The sequence below is a fragment of the Mycobacterium sp. KBS0706 genome (assembly GCF_005938675.2).
In the GTDB taxonomy this organism is placed as follows: domain Bacteria; phylum Pseudomonadota; class Alphaproteobacteria; order DSM-16000; family Inquilinaceae; genus Inquilinus.
This window is the reverse complement of record NZ_VCCH02000006.1, coordinates 16,521-33,110: the sequence shown is the minus strand read 5'-3', so window position 1 is coordinate 33,110 and position 16,590 is coordinate 16,521. Positions and strand designations below refer to the sequence as shown.

Annotated in this window: 13 protein-coding genes; all 13 read left to right on the top strand. The window is 70.7% G+C overall.

The window, feature by feature from the left end; translation table 11 throughout:
* Nucleotides 1-94: 94 nt before the first annotated feature.
* The 13 genes from tssA to icmH all read left to right on the top strand — a co-directional run bounded on the left by tssA (nt 95) and on the right by icmH (nt 16,590).
* A complete protein-coding gene (gene tssA, locus FFK22_RS04750) occupies nt 95-1,237 on the top strand; it encodes a type VI secretion system protein TssA (RefSeq protein ID WP_138890156.1) in 1,143 nt (380 codons plus the stop codon).
* Between the two features lie 54 nt (nt 1,238-1,291).
* Nucleotides 1,292-1,825, top strand: coding sequence for a type VI secretion system contractile sheath small subunit (tssB, locus tag FFK22_RS04745; protein ID WP_138890155.1), 534 nt, complete (start codon nt 1,292-1,294; stop codon nt 1,823-1,825).
* A 5-nt stretch (nt 1,826-1,830) separates the two neighbouring features.
* Nucleotides 1,831-3,330, top strand: a complete 1,500-nt coding sequence (gene tssC, locus FFK22_RS04740; protein ID WP_138890154.1) for a type VI secretion system contractile sheath large subunit — start codon at nt 1,831-1,833, stop codon at nt 3,328-3,330.
* Nucleotides 3,331-3,340: 10 nt separating this feature from the next.
* Nucleotides 3,341-4,894: a type VI secretion system contractile sheath large subunit gene (tssC, locus tag FFK22_RS04735; protein WP_221938392.1), complete on the top strand. Its 1,554-nt coding sequence runs from the start codon at nt 3,341-3,343 to the stop codon at nt 4,892-4,894.
* Nucleotides 4,895-4,934: 40 nt separating this feature from the next.
* Complete coding sequence (locus FFK22_RS04730; protein WP_138890153.1) at nt 4,935-5,762, top strand: type VI secretion system accessory protein TagJ; 828 nt, start codon at nt 4,935-4,937, stop codon at nt 5,760-5,762.
* On the top strand, nt 5,749-6,243 hold the full coding sequence (gene tssE, locus FFK22_RS04725; protein WP_138890152.1) for a type VI secretion system baseplate subunit TssE: 495 nt from the start codon (nt 5,749-5,751) through the stop codon (nt 6,241-6,243). Before FFK22_RS04730 ends, tssE begins: the two co-directional genes overlap by 14 nt.
* Nucleotides 6,236-8,047, top strand: coding sequence for a type VI secretion system baseplate subunit TssF (tssF, locus tag FFK22_RS04720; protein WP_138890151.1), 1,812 nt, complete (start codon nt 6,236-6,238; stop codon nt 8,045-8,047). The genes tssE and tssF overlap by 8 nt, the downstream gene beginning before the upstream one ends.
* On the top strand, nt 8,044-9,078 hold the full coding sequence (gene tssG, locus FFK22_RS04715; RefSeq protein WP_221938391.1) for a type VI secretion system baseplate subunit TssG: 1,035 nt from the start codon (nt 8,044-8,046) through the stop codon (nt 9,076-9,078). The genes tssF and tssG overlap by 4 nt, the downstream gene beginning before the upstream one ends.
* Nucleotides 9,079-9,115: 37 nt before the next feature.
* Nucleotides 9,116-11,770 carry a type VI secretion system ATPase TssH gene (gene tssH, locus FFK22_RS04710; RefSeq protein ID WP_138890149.1) on the top strand — a complete coding sequence of 885 codons (2,655 nt, stop codon included), beginning with the start codon at nt 9,116-9,118 and terminating at the stop codon, nt 11,768-11,770.
* A gap of 48 nt (nt 11,771-11,818) precedes the next feature.
* Complete coding sequence (gene tagH, locus FFK22_RS04705) at nt 11,819-13,171, top strand: type VI secretion system-associated FHA domain protein TagH (protein ID WP_138890148.1); 1,353 nt, start codon at nt 11,819-11,821, stop codon at nt 13,169-13,171.
* A 176-nt stretch (nt 13,172-13,347) separates the two neighbouring features.
* Complete coding sequence (gene tssJ, locus FFK22_RS04700) at nt 13,348-13,836, top strand: type VI secretion system lipoprotein TssJ (protein WP_186002306.1); 489 nt, start codon at nt 13,348-13,350, stop codon at nt 13,834-13,836.
* 3 nt (nt 13,837-13,839) lie between these two features.
* A complete protein-coding gene (gene tssK / locus FFK22_RS04695) occupies nt 13,840-15,180 on the top strand; it encodes a type VI secretion system baseplate subunit TssK (RefSeq protein WP_138890146.1) in 1,341 nt (446 codons plus the stop codon).
* A 3-nt stretch (nt 15,181-15,183) separates the two neighbouring features.
* The gene (gene icmH / locus FFK22_RS04690) at nt 15,184-16,590 is read left to right on the top strand and encodes a type IVB secretion system protein IcmH/DotU (RefSeq protein ID WP_138890145.1); all 1,407 of its coding nucleotides are present in this window, start codon (nt 15,184-15,186) and stop codon (nt 16,588-16,590) included.

Below are 16,590 nucleotides of genomic sequence, written 5' to 3'. Positions count from 1 at the left end.
CTCCCGCCCGCTAGGATATGCCTCTATGCTCAAGAGAACTGCGGCCTATGATAAGACAGGTCCGCGGTGCGATCGGCAATAAGCGAGCAGCCCGGTGCAGACTCCTGAGGTCCTGAACATCCAGACGCTGCTGGCGCCCATTCCGGGGGCGAGCCCGACCGGGATCGACCCGCGGTCGGACGTCTCGCCGACCGCGCCGTTCCAGCGCCTGCGAGACCTGAGGGCCCAGGCGCGCGCCCAGGAACGTGCGGCCGACGCCGAGGACGACGCGGCCCAGCCGACGGCGGAATGGCGCCAGATCGTCGCCGCCGCGGGCGAGATCCTGGCCGGCCAGTCGAAGGACCTCGAGGTCGCCGCGATGATGGTCGAGGGCGTGACGCGGCTGCACGGCTATGTCGGGCTGCGCGACGGCTTCCGGCTGCTCCACGCCCTGGTCGAGCGGCACTGGGACGGCCTGCACCCCGCCCCCGACGAGGACGGGCTGGCGACCCGCCTGCGCCCGATCACCGGGCTGAACGGCGAAGGCGCCGAGGGCACGCTGATCCAGCCCATCCGGAAGGTTCCCCTGATTCGCGGGCAGCAGGACGACTATGCGCTGTGGCAGATCATCCAGGCGGGCGAGGTCGCTGCGCTGGACGACGACCGGCGGCAGCAGCGCCTGGCGGCCGGGGCGCAGGATCTCGACGCCGTCATTGCCGCGGCCCAGGCGATGGACGCGGCGGAGGTGTCGACGACCTTCGCCGATATCGTCGGCGCCCAGGACGCCTTCCTGCAGCTGTGCCACGGCCTGGACCAGCGCTGCGGCGCGGAGTCCCCGCCGACCTCGAACATCCGCAACGTGCTGGAGGCGGCCCGGGATGCCTTGTTCCTGGCCCTCGGCGATCGCGGCCAGTCGCTGCGGCACACGATCGGCGCGCCGTCCGGCGCCCCCGCAGCCCCCCCGGCCCCGCGCCCTCAGCCCGACGGGTCCGGACGGGACGCGGCCCCCGCGGCGCCCCCCTCCGGCGGGCGCCCCGCCGGCGGAATCGCCGACCGCGAGGACGCCCTTCGCCTGATCGAACAGGCGGCCGCCTGGTTCCGCCGGATGGAGCCCCAGGCGCCGATCTCCTACACGCTGCAGGAAGCGGTGCGGCGGGCCCGCCTGCCGCTGCCCGAACTGGTCGACGAGCTGATCCGGGACGATGCCGCCCGGGGAGATTTTCTGGTGGTCGCCGGCATCAGGTCCCGCGGCGCGTGATGCCGCGGCCGCAGGTGTCGGGAGCAATGCATTGAACAAGACGAGGTCGCGGTGATGATGTCCAGCATTCACGACAAGCTCGAGCGCGTTCGCAAGCCGCGCGTCCACATCACCTACCAGGTCGAGACCGAAGGGGCGGTCATCGAGAAGGAGCTGCCGTTCGTGGTCGGTGTCCTCGGCGATTTTTCGGGGGACCCGACCCAGCCGCTGGCGCCGCTGCGCGAGCGTAAATTCGTGCAGATCGATCGCGACAACTTCAACGACGTCATGGCGCGGATCGCGCCGGGCCTCAATCTGAGGGTCGAGAACACGCTGAAGGACGACGGCACCGAATTCGCCGTCAACCTCGCCTTCAAGTCGCTCGACGACTTCGAGCCGGCCGCGGTCGTCCACCAGGTCGAGCCGCTGCGCAAGCTGCTGGAGACCCGGAACCGGCTGCGCGACCTGATGACCAAGATCGACCGCTCCGAGGATCTGGAGGCCCTGCTCGAGCAGGTGCTGCAGAACAAGGAGCAGCTGTCCCGGCTCTCGCATGAGCTCGGCACCCAGGATGCGCCCCCCGCGGGCGGCGGCGGAACGAAGGAGTAAGGGCCATGGCCGTGGAGAAGTCCCAGACCCAGACCGCCGCCCCGACCGTCGAGACGACGACCGCGCTGCTCGACCAGGCGATCTCGGCGACGCGGCAGACCGAGCCCGAGCGCGCCCAGGAGCTGCTGCGCACGCTGACGGAAGAGGCGCTCAAGGGCACCGTCACCTATGACCGCAACCTGACCGCGACCCTGAACCAGGCGATCAAGGTCATCGACGAGCAGCTGTCCCGCCAGCTGGCGGCGATCATGCATCACGAGAAGTTCAGGAAGCTCGAGGGCTCCTGGCGCGGGCTGCACCACCTGATCAGCAGCACGGAGACGAGCGCCATGCTCAAGATCCGTGTCATGAACGTCTCGAAGCGCGACCTGCACCGCGATCTGAGCAAGGCGGTGGAGTTCGACCAGAGCCAGATCTTCAAGAAGATCTACGAGAGCGAGTTCGGCACCCCCGGCGGCGAGCCCTACGGCGCGCTGATCGGCGACTACGAGTTCTCCAACCACCCCGAGGATGTCGAGCTGCTGCAGCACATCAGCCAGGTGTCGGCGGCGGCCTTCGCCCCCTTCGTCTCGGCGGCGGCCCCGGCCCTGTTCGGCTTCAACGACTACACCGAGCTGTCGCGGCCGCGCGACCTGGAGAAGATCTTCGAGGCCCAGGAATACGCCAAGTGGCGCAGCTTCCGCGACAGCGAGGACAGCCGCTTCGTCACCCTGACCATGCCCCGGGCCCTGGCCCGGCTGCCCTATGGCGACAGCACCCGCCGGATCGACGAGTTCGATTTCGAGGAGGCGCCGATCGACGCCGACGGCATCCACCGGGCGATGGCGCATGACCATTACTGCTGGATGAACGCGGCCTATGTGATGGGCACGCGGCTGACCGACGCCTTCGCCCAGTACGGCTGGTGCACCGCCATCCGCGGCGCCGAGGGCGGCGGCAAGGTCGAGGGCCTGCCGTTCCACACCTTCGTCAGCGACGACGGCGACCCGGACCACAAATGCCCGACCGAGATCGGCATCACCGACCGGCGCGAGGCCGAGCTGTCGCGCCTCGGCTTCCTGCCGCTCTGCCACTACAAGAACACCGACTATGCGGTGTTCTTCGGTGCCCAGAGCACGCAGAAGCCGAAGAAGTACGACCGGCCGGAGGCGACGTCGAACGCCGCCATCTCGGCCCGCCTGCCCTACATGATGGCCACGTCGCGCTTCGCCCACTATCTGAAGGTGATGGCGCGGGACAAGGTCGGCTCCTTCCTCGAGGCGGAGGATTGCGAGGCCTGGCTCAACCGCTGGGTCATGAACTACGTCAACCACAACAAGGATGCGAGCCAGGAGATGAAGGCCCGCTACCCGCTGGCGGAAGCCAGGATCTCGGTCAAGGAGATCCCGGGCTCGCCCGGCGCCTACAACGCGGTCGCCTGGCTGCGGCCCTGGCTGCAGATGGAGGAGCTGACCACGTCGCTGCGCATGGTGGCGCGGATTCCGAACGCCGGCGGCAACGGCTGATCGCAGCCCGATGCCGGAAGGGGCCACGGCGCGCACCCGGCCGTCCGGTCACGACCGGACCGGCCTGGGGCCGGACCTGATCGATCGCATCCTCGCCGGCGGTGGCCGGGACGCCGCCGACGGGGCCGGCCCTGTCGTCGCGTTCCTGGCCGAGCCGCGAACGGCGCACGCGCTCGTCCTCTGGCTCGGGCGGATGGAGGCCGCGCGCCTGCTGCGCGACCGCCGGGCGCTGCTGGCGGCGATCGACCGCGAGATCGCCCGGATCGACGCCCTGATCTCGGCGCAGCTCGACGCCATCCTGCATGCGCCCAAGCTGCAGCAGCTGGAAGCGAACTGGCGCGGCGTCGCCTATCTGGTCGACGGCGCCGCCGGCACCGCCGCCAAGATTCGCCTGCTGGACATCGGCTGGGCGGAGGTCTGCCGTGATCTCGATCGGGCCATCGAGTTCGATCAGAGCCAGCTGTTCCAGAAGATCTATGAGCAGGAGTTCGGCACGCCCGGCGGCGAGCCGTTCGGAGTCCTGGTCGGCGCCTATGAGATGCGGCACAGGCCGGCGCCCGGCCACCCGACGGACGATGTCGTAGGCCTGCGCGGCATGGCGCAGATCGCCGCGGCCGCCTTCGCACCGTTCATCGCCGGGACGCACCCGACCCTGCTGGGCGTCGAGAGCTTCGCCGAGCTGGGCCAGCCGATCGATCTGGCGCACGGCTTCCGCATCCCCGACTATGTCCGCTGGCACGCGCTCCGCGAGATCGAGGAGGCCCGGTTCCTCGGCCTCACCGCCCCCCGGACCCTGACGCGGCTGCCCTGGGCCGATGACGGCAGCCGGGCCGACGGCTTCCGCTATCGCGAGGACGTCTCCGCGCCCGACCTTTCCGGCTATTGCTGGGCCCCTGCGGTCTTCGCCTTCGCCGGCACGCTGATCCGCGCCTTCGACCAGTTCGGCTGGTTCGCCGAGATCCGCGGTGCCGCGGCGCAGGGCGGCAGCGGCGGGCTGGTGACGGACCTGCCCGGCATGTCGTTCGGCACCGACCGGCCGGGCGTCGGCTACAAGATCGCCCTCGATGTCGAGCTGACCGATGCGGTCGAGAAAGACCTGACCGATCTCGGCATCATCGCCCTGTCCCGGGCCCGGGACACGCCCCATGCGGTGTTCCATGGCAACCCGTCGCTGCAGCGGCCGAAGGGCGACAGCCGGCAGCCGGCGGCGACCGCCAATGCCCGGCTCTCGGCGATGCTGCAGTACATCTTCTGCATCAGCCGCTTCGCCCATTACGTGAAGGTGATCGGCCGCGACCGCATCGGCGCCTTCCAGACCGTCGAGGACTGCCAGGAATTCCTGCGCCGCTGGCTGCTCGGCTACTCGGTCGCGAGCGACACCGCCACCAGCGAGCAGCGCGCCCGCTATCCGTTGCGCGAGGTCGACGTCTCGGTGCGCGAGCTGCCCGGTCGGCCGGGCCTGTATGGCTGCATCATCCATCTGCGGCCGCATTTCCAGCTGGACCAGGTGGCGTCGAGCTTCCGCCTGGTCACCGAAATCGCCCATGCCGGCCAGGCTGCGTGATGCCGCCGGCCGGGTCGAAGAAACGAGTCGAGGATCCGACATGACCTCTGCGACCGAGCATTTCCACGCCGGCCGCCTGGCCGAGGCTCTCGCCGCCGCCCTGGCCGAGGTGAAGGCCGCGCCCGGTGACACGGCGAAGCGGGTCGCCCTGGCCGAGTTGCTGTGCTTCGCCGGCGACTTCGAACGGGCCGACCGCCAGCTCGACGTCGTCGCCGACCAGGATCCCGGGGCGGCGCTGGGCCTGGCCCTGTTCCGCCAGTTGATCCGCGGCGCCCAGGCCAGGGCCGAGCATTTCTCCGCCGGGCGGCTGCCGGAGTTCCTGGACCCGCCGGCCCCGCATCTGCAGCGCCTGCTCGAGGCCGGGCTCGCCCTGCGCGACGGCCAGGGCAGCGAGGCTGGCCGCCTCGCCGCCGAGGCGGAGGCCCTGCGGCCGCCCTGCCCGGGCCGCCTGGACGAGGCCGAGATCGACGACCTGCGGGACATCGACGATCTCGTCGCGCCGGTCTTCGAGGTGCTGACCAGCACCGGGAAATACTACTGGGTGCCGATGGAGCGCGTCGCCGCGATCGAGTTCCACGCGCCGGAGCGGCGGCGGGACCTGCTGTGGCGGCGCGCCTCGATGACCGTCACGGACGGCCCGGAGGGCGATGTCTACCTGCCGGTGCTGTATGCCGGCGCCGTCAATGGCGCCGATGACGGCGCCAGGCTGGGCCGGATCACGGACTGGCAGGGCGGGGACGGCACCCCGGCCCTCGGCGTCGGGCAGCGCTGCTGGCTGGCGGGCGAGACGGCGGTGCCGATCCTGCAGGCCGGCCGGTTCGAAGCACGGCCGGCCGCTGACGCCGGAGCAGCCCATGGCGAAGGATGACGGCGCCCTCCTGCTCTCCGTGCTCGACCGCCTGCTGGCGGACGAGGCGGACCCGGTCATGCGCGGTGGCGTGCAGCGCGCGGCCCGGTCCCTGGCGGATATCCGCAACGGGGTCCGGCGCGACCTGGAGAACCTGCTGAACACGCGGGCACGGCCGATCGCCTGGCCCGACGCCTGGGACGAGCTGCGCTCCGCCCTGACCGGCTACGGCCTGCCGGATTTCACCGCCCTGTCCATGACCTCCGCCGAGGACCGCGAGCGCTTCCGCGCCGTGATCGAGGCGACCATCCGCCGGTTCGAGCCACGGTTCAGCTCCGTCACCGTCCGCCTGCTCGACAATGCCGAGGGCCTGGACCGCACGCTGCGGCTGCGGATCGACGCGCTGATGCATGCCGAACCGTCGCCGGAGCCGATGACCTTCGATTCGGTGCTCGAACCCGTGAGCCGCAGCTTCTCGGTGACCTCGCGCAGCCATGGCTGAAGACCTTCTCGCCCATTATCAGCGCGAGCTGACCTATATCCGCCGCCTGGCCGGCGAGTTCGCCGACGCGCATCCGAAGATCGCCGGGCGGCTGCGGCTGAGCGGCGAGGCGACGGACGATCCCTTCGTCGCCCGCCTGATCGAGGCCTTCGCCTATCTCAACGCCCGGATCCGGACCAAGCTCGACGACGACTTCCCGGAGCTGACGGACGCGCTGATCGGGGTGCTGTACCCGCATTACGCGGCGCCGATCCCCTCCATGGCGATCGCGCGGTTCGACTGCCGGGCGGATATGCGGGGCGCCTATCGCATCCCGCAGGGGACCGAGGTCAGCACAGAAGCCGTGGACGGCGAGGCCTGCCAGTTCCGGACGGGCTATCCGCTGACCCTCTGGCCGATCGCGCTGGACACGGTCGCCTTCGGCGCCAGGCCGATGGCGGCGCCGCCCAATCCGCGGGCGGCGGGTGCCACCGCCATCCTGCGCGTCGGCCTGCGCTGCCTGAACGAGGCGACGACCTTCTCCTCGCTCGGCATCGAGACCCTGCGCTTCCATTTGTCCGGCCCGGCACTGCAGGCGCTGCCGCTGTACGAGTTGATCCACAACGACTGCTTGTCGATCGCGGTGGCCGACGGCCCGACCGACCCCAATCCGACGATCCTGCCGGCCGGGGCGATCAAGCCGGTCGGCTTCGGTCCCGACGAAGGGCTGTTGCCGTATCCGGCCCGGTCGCATCTCGGCTATCGGCTGCTGACCGAATATTTCGCCTTCCCCGAGAAGTTCCTGTTCTTCGACCTCGAAGGGCTGGAGGCCAAGACGCTGCTCGATGCCGGCCGGCGGATCGAGATCTTCTTCTATCTGCGCCGCGGATCGGCCGATCTGGAGCGCAGCGTCGGCCCGGAATCCCTGGCCCTCGGCTGCGCCCCGATCGTCAATCTGTTCCCGTTGCGGGCGGAGCCGATCACGGTCACCCAGGCCACGACCGATTATCGCGTGGTCCCCGACTCCCGACGGCCGACGGCGACCGAAGTCTATGCGATCGAGCAGGTCGAGAGCTCGGACGAACGCGGGCAGGTGACCGCCTTCGAGCCGTTCTACGCGCTTCGACACGCCGGCACGCGGCGCGCCTATTGGCATGCCGCGCGCCGGCCCGGGAGGCAGGGCGAGAACGGGACGGAGGTCTTCCTGTCCCTGGTCGACGAGGCCTTCGACCCGGCGGCGTCGCCGAAGACGACGCTCTCGGTCGATATCCTGTGCCTGAACCGGGACCTGCCGAGCCGCCTGCCCTTCGGCGGCGGCCATCCGTATCTGGGCGCGGCGGATTCGTCCCCCGCGATCGACCGGGTCACCTGCCTGACACCGCCGACGCCGACGCTGCGCCCGGCCATGGGCAAGCGCGGCCGCTGGCGGCTGGTCTCGCATCTCGCGCTCAACCATCTGTCGCTGACCGACGACACGGACGGCATCGAGGCCCTGCGCGAGATCCTGAAGCTTTACGACTTCCGGGATTCGCCTGAGACGCGGGCCGTGATCGACAGCCTGCTGAAGGTCTCCGGCCGCCGCGGTTCGGCGCGCCTGCCGGGCGACGCGCTGGGCGGCTTCGCCCGGGGCGTCGACATCACCGTCGAGTTCGACGGCGAACGCTTCACCGCCGCCGGCCTCTATCTCTTCGCCTCGGTGCTGGAGCGCTTCCTCGGGCTGTATTGCAGCATCAATTCCTTCTCGCGGCTGACCGCCGTCATCCGCGGCCGCTCGCAGCCGCTGCGGCGGTGGCCGCCGCGGGCGGGGGAGACGGTGCTGCTGTGATCGACCGCCTGGCCAAGAAACCCTGGAGCGTCGAGGCCTTTCAGGCCATCCGCCTGCTCGAGACCGCGGCCCGGAAAGGCAACCCGGGGCGGGACGGCCGCGGCCGCCCGATCGGTGAGGATCTGCCGCCCGCCGACGAGGCCGTGCGGCTGACGGGCACCACCTCCCTCGCCTTTCCGGCCGGCTCGGTCGCCCGGTTCGACCCGCCCACCCCGGACGAAGGCGGGCCGCCCCGGCTGGCCGTCACGCTGTTCGGGTTGACCGGCCCGTCCGGCGTCCTGCCCAGCCACCTGACGGCCGAGGTCAACCGCGCCGCTCGCCAGAAGCGGCCGGCGCTGAAGGCGTTCCTCGACCTGTTCCAGCATCGGCTCGCCTCCTTCTTCTACCGCGCCTGGGCGAAATACCGCCTGCCGATCGCCTATGAGCGTGCGGGCGGCGCCGAGGACGGGATCTCCGATGCCCTGCGCGCCCTCGTCGGCCTGGGCACGCCGCATCTGCAGCGGCGCCTGGCGGTCGACGACGAGGCGATCATCCACTATGCGGGACATTTCGCCCGCTGGCCCCGGTCGGCGGCGGCGCTGGAGGCCCTGCTGAGCGACTATCTCGGCCTCCCCGTGGCCGTGAACCAGTTCGAGGGCACCTGGCTGGCCCTGCCGCCGGAGGAACGCAGCGTGCTGCCGACCGAGGCCTCGCCGGACGGCAATTTCTGCCAGCTCGCGGTCGATGCGGTCGTCGGCGAAAGGGTGTGGGACCGGCGCGGCAAGGTCCAGATCCGGGTCGGCCCCGTCTCCTGGGCGCGCTTCCAGACCTTGCTGCCGGGATCGGACGAGGTCCGCCGCCTGGCCGAGCTGACCCGCCTCTATGTCGGGCCCGGCCTCAGCTTCAACCTGCGCGTCGTGCTCGACCGCCGGGAGGCTCCCGAACCGCGGCTCGGGCCCGAGGCGTCACGGCTCGGCTGGACCAGCTGGGCCGTGTCCCAGCCGCCGCCGGCCGACCTGTCCGACGCCGTTTTCGAACTGGACGACATCTGATGCCCGCCGCACCGACCGACCGCAACACGAGCCCCGCATGGCCGCCATCGATCTGAAATCCCTCGTCGGCAAGCTGAACGCGCCGTGCCGCCGCGCCCTCGAAGGCGCCGCCGGCCTGACCCTGTCGCGATCGCAGTTCAACGTCGAGATCGAGCACTGGCTGGTGAAGCTGCTCGAGGACGAGCGGTCCGACGTCGCCGCCTGCCTGCGCCACTACGAGATCGCGGTCGGGCGGGTCGCGGCCGAGCTGGCCCGCGCCCTCGACCGGCTCAAGACCGGGAATGCCCATCCGCCGGCCCTGTCGCCCTCCCTGGTCACGCTCGGGCGCGAGGCCTGGCTGCTGGCCACGCTCGAATATGGCGACGGGCAGATCCGCTCCGGGCATCTCCTGGTGGCGCTGCTGTCCGACGAGACGCTCGGCCAGCACGCCCGCGCGGCGTCGCCCTCGCTCGCCCGCATCCCGCCCGACGAGCTGCGCCGCAGGCTGACCGCGATCACCGCCGCCTCGGCCGAGACCGCCGAGACGACGGTGCGCACCGACAGCGCCGGCCCCGGGCCGGTCGCCGCGGGGCGGACCGAGGCGCTCGACCGCTACACCATCGACCTGACCGAGCGCGCCCGCGCCGGCCGGCTCGACCCGGTGCTCGGCCGCGACGGCGAGATCCGGCAGGTCATCGACATCCTGACGCGGCGGCGGCAGAACAATCCGATCCTCACCGGCGAGGCCGGGGTGGGCAAGACCGCCGTGGTCGAAGGCTTCGCCCTGCGGATCGCCGCCGGCGACGTCCCGGAGGATCTGCGCAACGTCTCGCTGCGCACGCTCGATCTCGGCCTGCTGCAGGCCGGTGCCGGGGTGAAGGGCGAGTTCGAGAACCGCCTGAAATCGGTGATCGAGGAGGTGCAGGCCAGCCCGCGGCCGATCATCCTGTTCATCGACGAGGCGCACACCCTGATCGGCGCCGGCGGCCAGGCCGGGCAAGGCGATGCCGCCAACCTGCTGAAGCCGGCGCTGGCGCGCGGCGAGCTCAGGACCGTCGCCGCCACCACCTGGTCCGAATACAAGAAGTATTTCGAGAAGGACGCGGCCCTGACCCGCCGGTTCCAGGTGGTGAAGGTCGACGAGCCGGGCGAGGCGGCTGCGATCGACATGATGCGCGGCGTCGTCCCGATGCTGGAGGCGCATCACGGGGTCCGGATCCTGGACGAGGCGGTCGAGGACTGCGTCCGGCTGTCCCACCGCTACGTCGCCGGCCGGCAGCTGCCCGACAAGTCGATGAGCCTGCTCGACACCGCCTGCGCCCGCGTGGCCATGGCCCATGCGGCCACACCCGAGGCGATCGAGGAGCGCCGGCGCCGGATCGAGCGGCTGGAGGCCGAGATCGCCATCCTGCGGCGGGAGGAGGCGACGGGCGGGGAAACCGGGCGCATCGCCGATCTGCAGGCGCTGCGCGACCAGGCCGGGGCCGAGCACGAGGCGCTCCGGGCCCGGTGGGAGCAGGAGCGTGGCCTGGTCGACCGGATCCGCGGGCTGCGCGACCGGATCGAGGCCGCCGAGGGCCTCGGTCCCGCCGCGGATGAGGCGGAGAGCCCGTCCGAGGACGTCGCGGCGCTGCGTGCCGAATACGCCGAGACCCGCCGCGCCCTGGCGGAGATGCAGGGCGAAGCGCCCCTGATCCCGGTCGAGGTCGACGCGCAGGCGGTCGCCGAGGTCGTCGCGAATTGGACGGGCATCCCCGTCGGCCGCATGGTGTCCGACGAGATCCGGTCGATCCTGGCCCTGGAGGATCGCCTGCGCGAGCGGGTGGTCGGCCAGAACCATGCCCTGGAGGTGACGGCCCGGGCGATCCGCACCGCCCGCGCCAAGCTGACCGACCCGCGCAAGCCGATCGGCGTGTTCCTCTTCCTCGGCCCGTCGGGCGTCGGCAAGACCGAGACCGCGCTGGCCCTGGCCGACCTGCTGTATGGCGGCGAGCAGAACCTGACGGTCATCAACATGTCGGAGTTCAAGGAGGAGCATAAGGTCTCGCTCCTGCTCGGCTCGCCGCCCGGCTATGTCGGCTATGGCGAGGGCGGGGTGCTGACCGAAGCGGTTCGGCGGCGCCCCTATTCCGTCGTGCTTCTGGACGAGCTGGAAAAGGCCCATCCCGGCGTCCAGGACGTGTTCTACCAGGTGTTCGACAAGGGCATGCTGCGAGACGGCGAGGGTCGGGACATCGACTTCAAGAACACTGTGATCATCCTGACCTCGAATGTCGGCACCGATCTCATCGCCAAGCTCTGCGCCGATCCCGACACGGCGCCCGCCCCCGCCGACCTCGCCGCGGCGCTTCGCCCGGAGCTTCTGAAAACCTTCAAGCCGGCCTTCCTCGGCCGGCTGTCGGTGATCCCCTTCCTGCCGCTGGACGACGACACCATGCGCAGCATCGCCCGGCTGCAGCTCGAGCGGATCCGGCGGCGCATCGAAGAGTCCTACGGCGCCCGCTTCAGCTACGACGACAGCCTGGTCGACGAGCTTCGGGCCCGCGCGACGGAGAACGAAAGCGGCGCGCGGGCCATCGAGCAGATCCTGGCGAACACGCTTCTGCCCGAACTGGCCGCCGAGTTCCTCGCACATATGGCGGATTCGCATCCTGTCCGGGACGCGAGCGTATCCGTCGACTCCCACGGCACGATCCAATATCGTGTGTCATAGCGCGGTCAGGACTGTGCTCCCTCGCACCTTCTCCCGAGTTTCTCGGCCATGAAGCTGATCCTCGACCTCACCACCGGCGGCTCCGGCCCATCCGGGAGCGACGCCATCAGGACTCTCGATCGTTGCGGCCTGACCCTGGGGCGCGGCCAGGACAACGATTGGGTGCTGGAGGACGATTCGCGGTTCGTCTCGAAGAACCATTGCCTGATCGACTATGTCGACGGCCGCTACGTGCTGTTCGACCTGTCGACCAACGGCACCTTCATCAACGGCGGCACGACCCCCGTCGGCCGGTCCGGCAGCGCCGTGCTGTCCGACGGCGACCGGATCGCGGTCGGCGACTACCACTTCCTGGTCCGCCTGTCCGGCGCGGACGCCCCGGCCGCCAGCCATTCGATCGATATCGACGATCCCATGGCCCTGCCCTTCGGCGTCGACACGGCCGGCGGCGCGAAGCTGCCCCCGCATCAGCCGGATGAGGCGGGATGGCCGCCCGTACCGGCGGCGTCCCGCCCCTCCCCCTTCGCACCCGCTCCCGACGATGGCTGGACCCGTGCGGCGGAGCCCGATCACATCCCGGCGGCGCATGTGGCCATCCGGCCCCCCGCGCCGCAGTTCCGGGAGATTCCGGAGGACTGGGCCGAGCAGAGCCCGGCGCCGGCGGCGAGGCCGGCGCCGGTGCGTTCGATCCCGCGGGACTGGCACGACACGCCGCAGCCCGCGCCGACGCCGCCGCCGCCGCCGGATCCGGCGCCCGCCATGCCCGAGGCCGCGCCCCTTGCCGCCGAGGCGCCGCCGCCCGGCCCCGCCGGCCCCGATTCCCTGCGCCTCGTTCTCGAGGCGGCCGGCCTGGATCCCGCGCAGTTTCCGGCGGAGCGCAGTGATGAGCTGGCGCGCATGATCGGCCAGATCCTGCGCACCAGCGTTCAGGGGCTGCTGGAAGCGCTGGATGCGCGGTCATCCCTGAAGACGGAATTCCGGATCGAGCGGACGGCGATCCAGCCGCGCAACAACAACCCGCTGAAGTTCGCGACGTCGGTGGAGGAGGCCATCACCGCCATCTTGTCGCCGCCGCTTCCCGCCTTCGCCAAGGGGGCGGATGCGATGGAGGAGGGATTCCGCGATCTGCGCCGCCATCAGATCGGCACCATCGGCGGCATGGAGGCGGCGCTGCGGCATCTCCTCGACCGGCTGTCGCCGGACGCGGTGGCGGAATCCGCGGGCGGTGCCTCCGGCGGGCTGGGCGCGGTCCTGCCCGCGGCCCGCAAGGCCCGGCTCTGGGAGGCCTATGTCACCCTGCACCGGCAGATGTCCGACCGGGCCTCCGAAAGCGTGCGGGATCTGTTCGGCAAATCCTTCGCCGAAGGATACGAACGCCTGAGCGATCCCGTTCAGAAGTAATCGCAAGAAGATAGTACAGTCACAATAACCGTGCAGACTGCACATCTGTAATGAGGATGTAACGCATGCCGGCTATGGACAGAAGGACGGGTTTTTTCCTCGCGGTCTGGCCTCAGGACAAAACGCCTGCTAGACAGGACGGCAATGCTACCAGCCGGGTGGGATAGGAGATGCGCTTGCGGGGATTGATCGCGGTGATGGTCGCGGCCGGGCTGCTGGCGGGGTGCGGAACCTTCGGGGCGGTCAGCGACATGGTCGATCGGACGCTCGGCTTCAAGCCGGGGGATACGACGATCACCGTCGATGCCGCGCCCGGCGTCAATCCCGACGCCTCGAACCGCCCGTCGCCGATCCTGGTCCGGATCTACCAGCTCAAATCCGGGGCGGCGCTGGAGCAGGCCGACTATTTCAAGCTGGCCGAGACCCCCCAGGCCGTGCTCGGGGATACGCTGATCAGCAGCGAGCAGATGCTGCTGACGCCGGGCAAGACCCGGACGCTGTCGGTGCAGTTCGACCCCGCCGCCCACCAGATCGGGGTGGTCGCGGGCTTCCGCGACATCGACCGGGCCAAGTGGCGCGCCGTCGAAAGCATCGATCCCGGCGATGTCAACGAGGTGGCGATCCATGTCGGCGCCGCCGACATCTCGATCAAGGTCGAGGACTAGGCGATGGGCTGGGACAACAAGGTCGTCTGGGCGGAGGGCATGTTCCTCCGCACCCACCATTTCCAGCAGTTCGACCGCTACGTCGAGAAGCTGGTCCGCGCCCGCGTCGCCGGCCTGCTGCCTTACGGCTGGGGCGTCCGCGAGCTGCGGCTCAACCGCGACCTGCTCGGCACCGGCAAGTTCGCTGTCTCGGCGGTGTCGGGCGTGCTGGACGACGGCACGCCGTTCTCCGTGCCGGAGGATACCGATCATCCCGCTCCCCTGACGGTGCCGGAGAACACCAAGAACACCATCGTCTACTTGGCGGTGGCGGTCCGGCAGCCGGGGAATCCGGACATCGACCACGACGAGGCCAACGCGACGGCGCGCTACGCCACCACGGAGTTCGAGGCGACCGACGCGAACGCCTTCTCCCCGGCCGTGGCGTCCTTGCAGGTGGCCCGGCTGCGGCTGCGATACCTGCTCGAGACCGACGACCGGTCGGGCTATGTCTGCCTCGGCCTCGCGCGCGTCGTCGAGGTCCGGGCCGACCGCAGCATCGTGCTCGACGACCGGTACATCCCGCCCTGCCTGGCCCATGACGCCTCGGCCGGCCTGTCCGGCTACGTCTCGGAGCTGGTCGGGCTGCTGCATCATCGCGGCGAGGCCCTGGCCGGTCGGGTCAACGCCACCGATGCGCGCGGCGTGGCCGAGGTGGCGGATTTCCTGCTGCTACAGCTGGTTAACCGCGCCGAACCCCTCTTCGCCCATGTCGCCGCGGCTTCCGGCATCCATCCCGAGCGGCTCTATGCCGCCATGCTCGAGCTGGCGGGGGAGATCTCGACCTTCACCGGCCGGGACAAGCGGCCGGTCGCCTTCCCGCCCTATCGCCACGACGATCTGCAGCACTGCTTCCAGGCGGTGATGATCGAGCTGCGCCAAGCGCTGTCGGCGGTGCTCGAGCAGAGCGCCGTTCCGATTCCGCTCGAGGAGCGTCGCTACGGCATCCGCGTCGCCTCGATCCATGACCGGACGCTGCTCGACCAGGCCGCCTTCATCCTCGCGGTCCGTGCCGACGTGTCGGCCGAGGCGGTGCGCCGGCACTTCCCGTCGCAGATCAAGATCGGGCCGGTGGAGCAGATCCGGAACCTGGTCAACGCGGCGCTGCCGGGCATCACCATCCGGCCGCTGCCGGTGGCGCCGCGCCAGCTGCCTTACCATCCGGGCGTGATCTATTTCGAGATGGACCGGAACAGCCGCCACTGGACCGATCTCAAATCGTCCGGCGGCATGGCGGTCCATGTCTCGGGCGAGTTCCCGAACCTGCAGCTCGAATGCTGGGCCATCAAGGCGCAACGGGGATAGCCGATGGTCGATGACGATCCGTTCGCCGACCCGCAGGATGCCGACCGCACCGTGATCCGGCCGCGCCCCGGCGGCGCGCGCCCCGCGGCGGTGGTCACCGGCGGCATCCCGGGTGGGGACGGGGAGAAAACGCTGGTGCCGCGCGCGACCCCTCAGCCCCGTCCCCGCCTCGCGGCCGGGGTGGCGATGCCGGACTTCGACGGCGCGGCGCCGATCGCGCCGACCGGGGTCAACAAGGTCATTCAGGCGGCGACGCCCCTGTTCGCGCTCGCGGTGCGGCTGAAGAACCGAGCCGTGCATCGCGACGTGCCGCTGCTGCGCGAGCGCGTCATCGCCGAGATCCGCGCCTTCGAGCGCAACGCGCTGGCGACGGGCGCCACGGCCGACGCGATCCGGGCCGCCCGCTACGGGCTCTGCGCCACCATCGACGACCTCGTCCTGAACACGCCCTGGGGCAGCCAGAGCGTGTGGACGAAGCAGTCGATGGTCTCGGCCTTCTACAACGAGACGTGGGGCGGCGAGCGCTTCTTCGACATCCTCGACCACCTGATGCGGGACCCGGAGCGGACGCTCGACATCCTCGAGCTGTTCTATGTCTGCCTGGCGCTGGGCTTCGAGGGGCGCTACCGGATCGATGCCCGCGGCCCCGCCCGGCTGTCGGAGACCCGGGACTCGCTCTACACCGCCATCCGGCGGCGGCGGGACCATCGCGAGCGCGCATTGTCGCCGCATTGGGCCGGCATCGCCCCGACGCGGCGGCTGTCCCGCCTGGTGCCGCTCTGGGTCATCGGCGCCGCGGCCGGCGCGATCCTGCTGGGGGCCTTCTTCACCTATCAATGGCTTCTGGACGGGACGCTGCAGCCGGTGATGGCGGCGGCCGCCCAGGTGCCGCCGGTCGGTCCGGTGGTGATCGAGCGGCCGGCGCCGGTCGAGCCGCCGCCGGCGCCCAAGGTCGTCGAGGAGACCTCGGGCAGCCGCCTCAAGCGCTTTCTCGAGCCGGAGATCCGCGAGGGCCTGGTCACGGTCATCGAGGATCAGCAGAGCGCCCGCGTGCGGATCAACGGCAACGGGCTCTTCGCCTCGGCCAGCGACACGGTGACCGACGACCGCAAGCCGATCCTGATCCGCATCGGCGACGCGCTGAAGACGGAGCCGGGCCAGGTCGTGGTCGAGGGCCACACCGACAACCAGCCGATCCGGAACCTGCGTTTCCCGTCGAACTGGCAGCTTTCCCTGGCGCGGGCCGAATCGGTCCGCCGGATCCTGGCGGACCGTGTCCAGGACGACCCCCGCTTCTCGGTCGAGGCGAAGGCCGACACGGTCCCGCTGGTCCCGAACGACACCTCCGACGGCCGGGCCCAGAACCGGCGGATCGAGGTGGTGCTCCTCAAGCCCACGAAGGGCGGCTGA

Bases quoted from the DNA above. Each gene is read 5' to 3' on its own strand.
- icmH (WP_138890145.1), top strand. From the start codon at position 15,184: ATGGTCGATGACGATCCGTTCGCCGACCCGCAGGATGCCGACCGCACC.
- tssK (WP_138890146.1), top strand. From the start codon at position 13,840: ATGGGCTGGGACAACAAGGTCGTCTGGGCGGAGGGCATGTTCCTCCGC.
- FFK22_RS04730 (WP_138890153.1), top strand. From the start codon at position 4,935: ATGACCTCTGCGACCGAGCATTTCCACGCCGGCCGCCTGGCCGAGGCT.
- tssH (WP_138890149.1), top strand. From the start codon at position 9,116: ATGGCCGCCATCGATCTGAAATCCCTCGTCGGCAAGCTGAACGCGCCG.
- tssC (WP_221938392.1), top strand. From the start codon at position 3,341: ATGCCGGAAGGGGCCACGGCGCGCACCCGGCCGTCCGGTCACGACCGG.
- tssB (WP_138890155.1), top strand. From the start codon at position 1,292: ATGATGTCCAGCATTCACGACAAGCTCGAGCGCGTTCGCAAGCCGCGC.
- tssE (WP_138890152.1), top strand. From the start codon at position 5,749: ATGGCGAAGGATGACGGCGCCCTCCTGCTCTCCGTGCTCGACCGCCTG.
- tssC (WP_138890154.1), top strand. From the start codon at position 1,831: ATGGCCGTGGAGAAGTCCCAGACCCAGACCGCCGCCCCGACCGTCGAG.
- tagH (WP_138890148.1), top strand. From the start codon at position 11,819: ATGAAGCTGATCCTCGACCTCACCACCGGCGGCTCCGGCCCATCCGGG.
- tssF (WP_138890151.1), top strand. From the start codon at position 6,236: ATGGCTGAAGACCTTCTCGCCCATTATCAGCGCGAGCTGACCTATATC.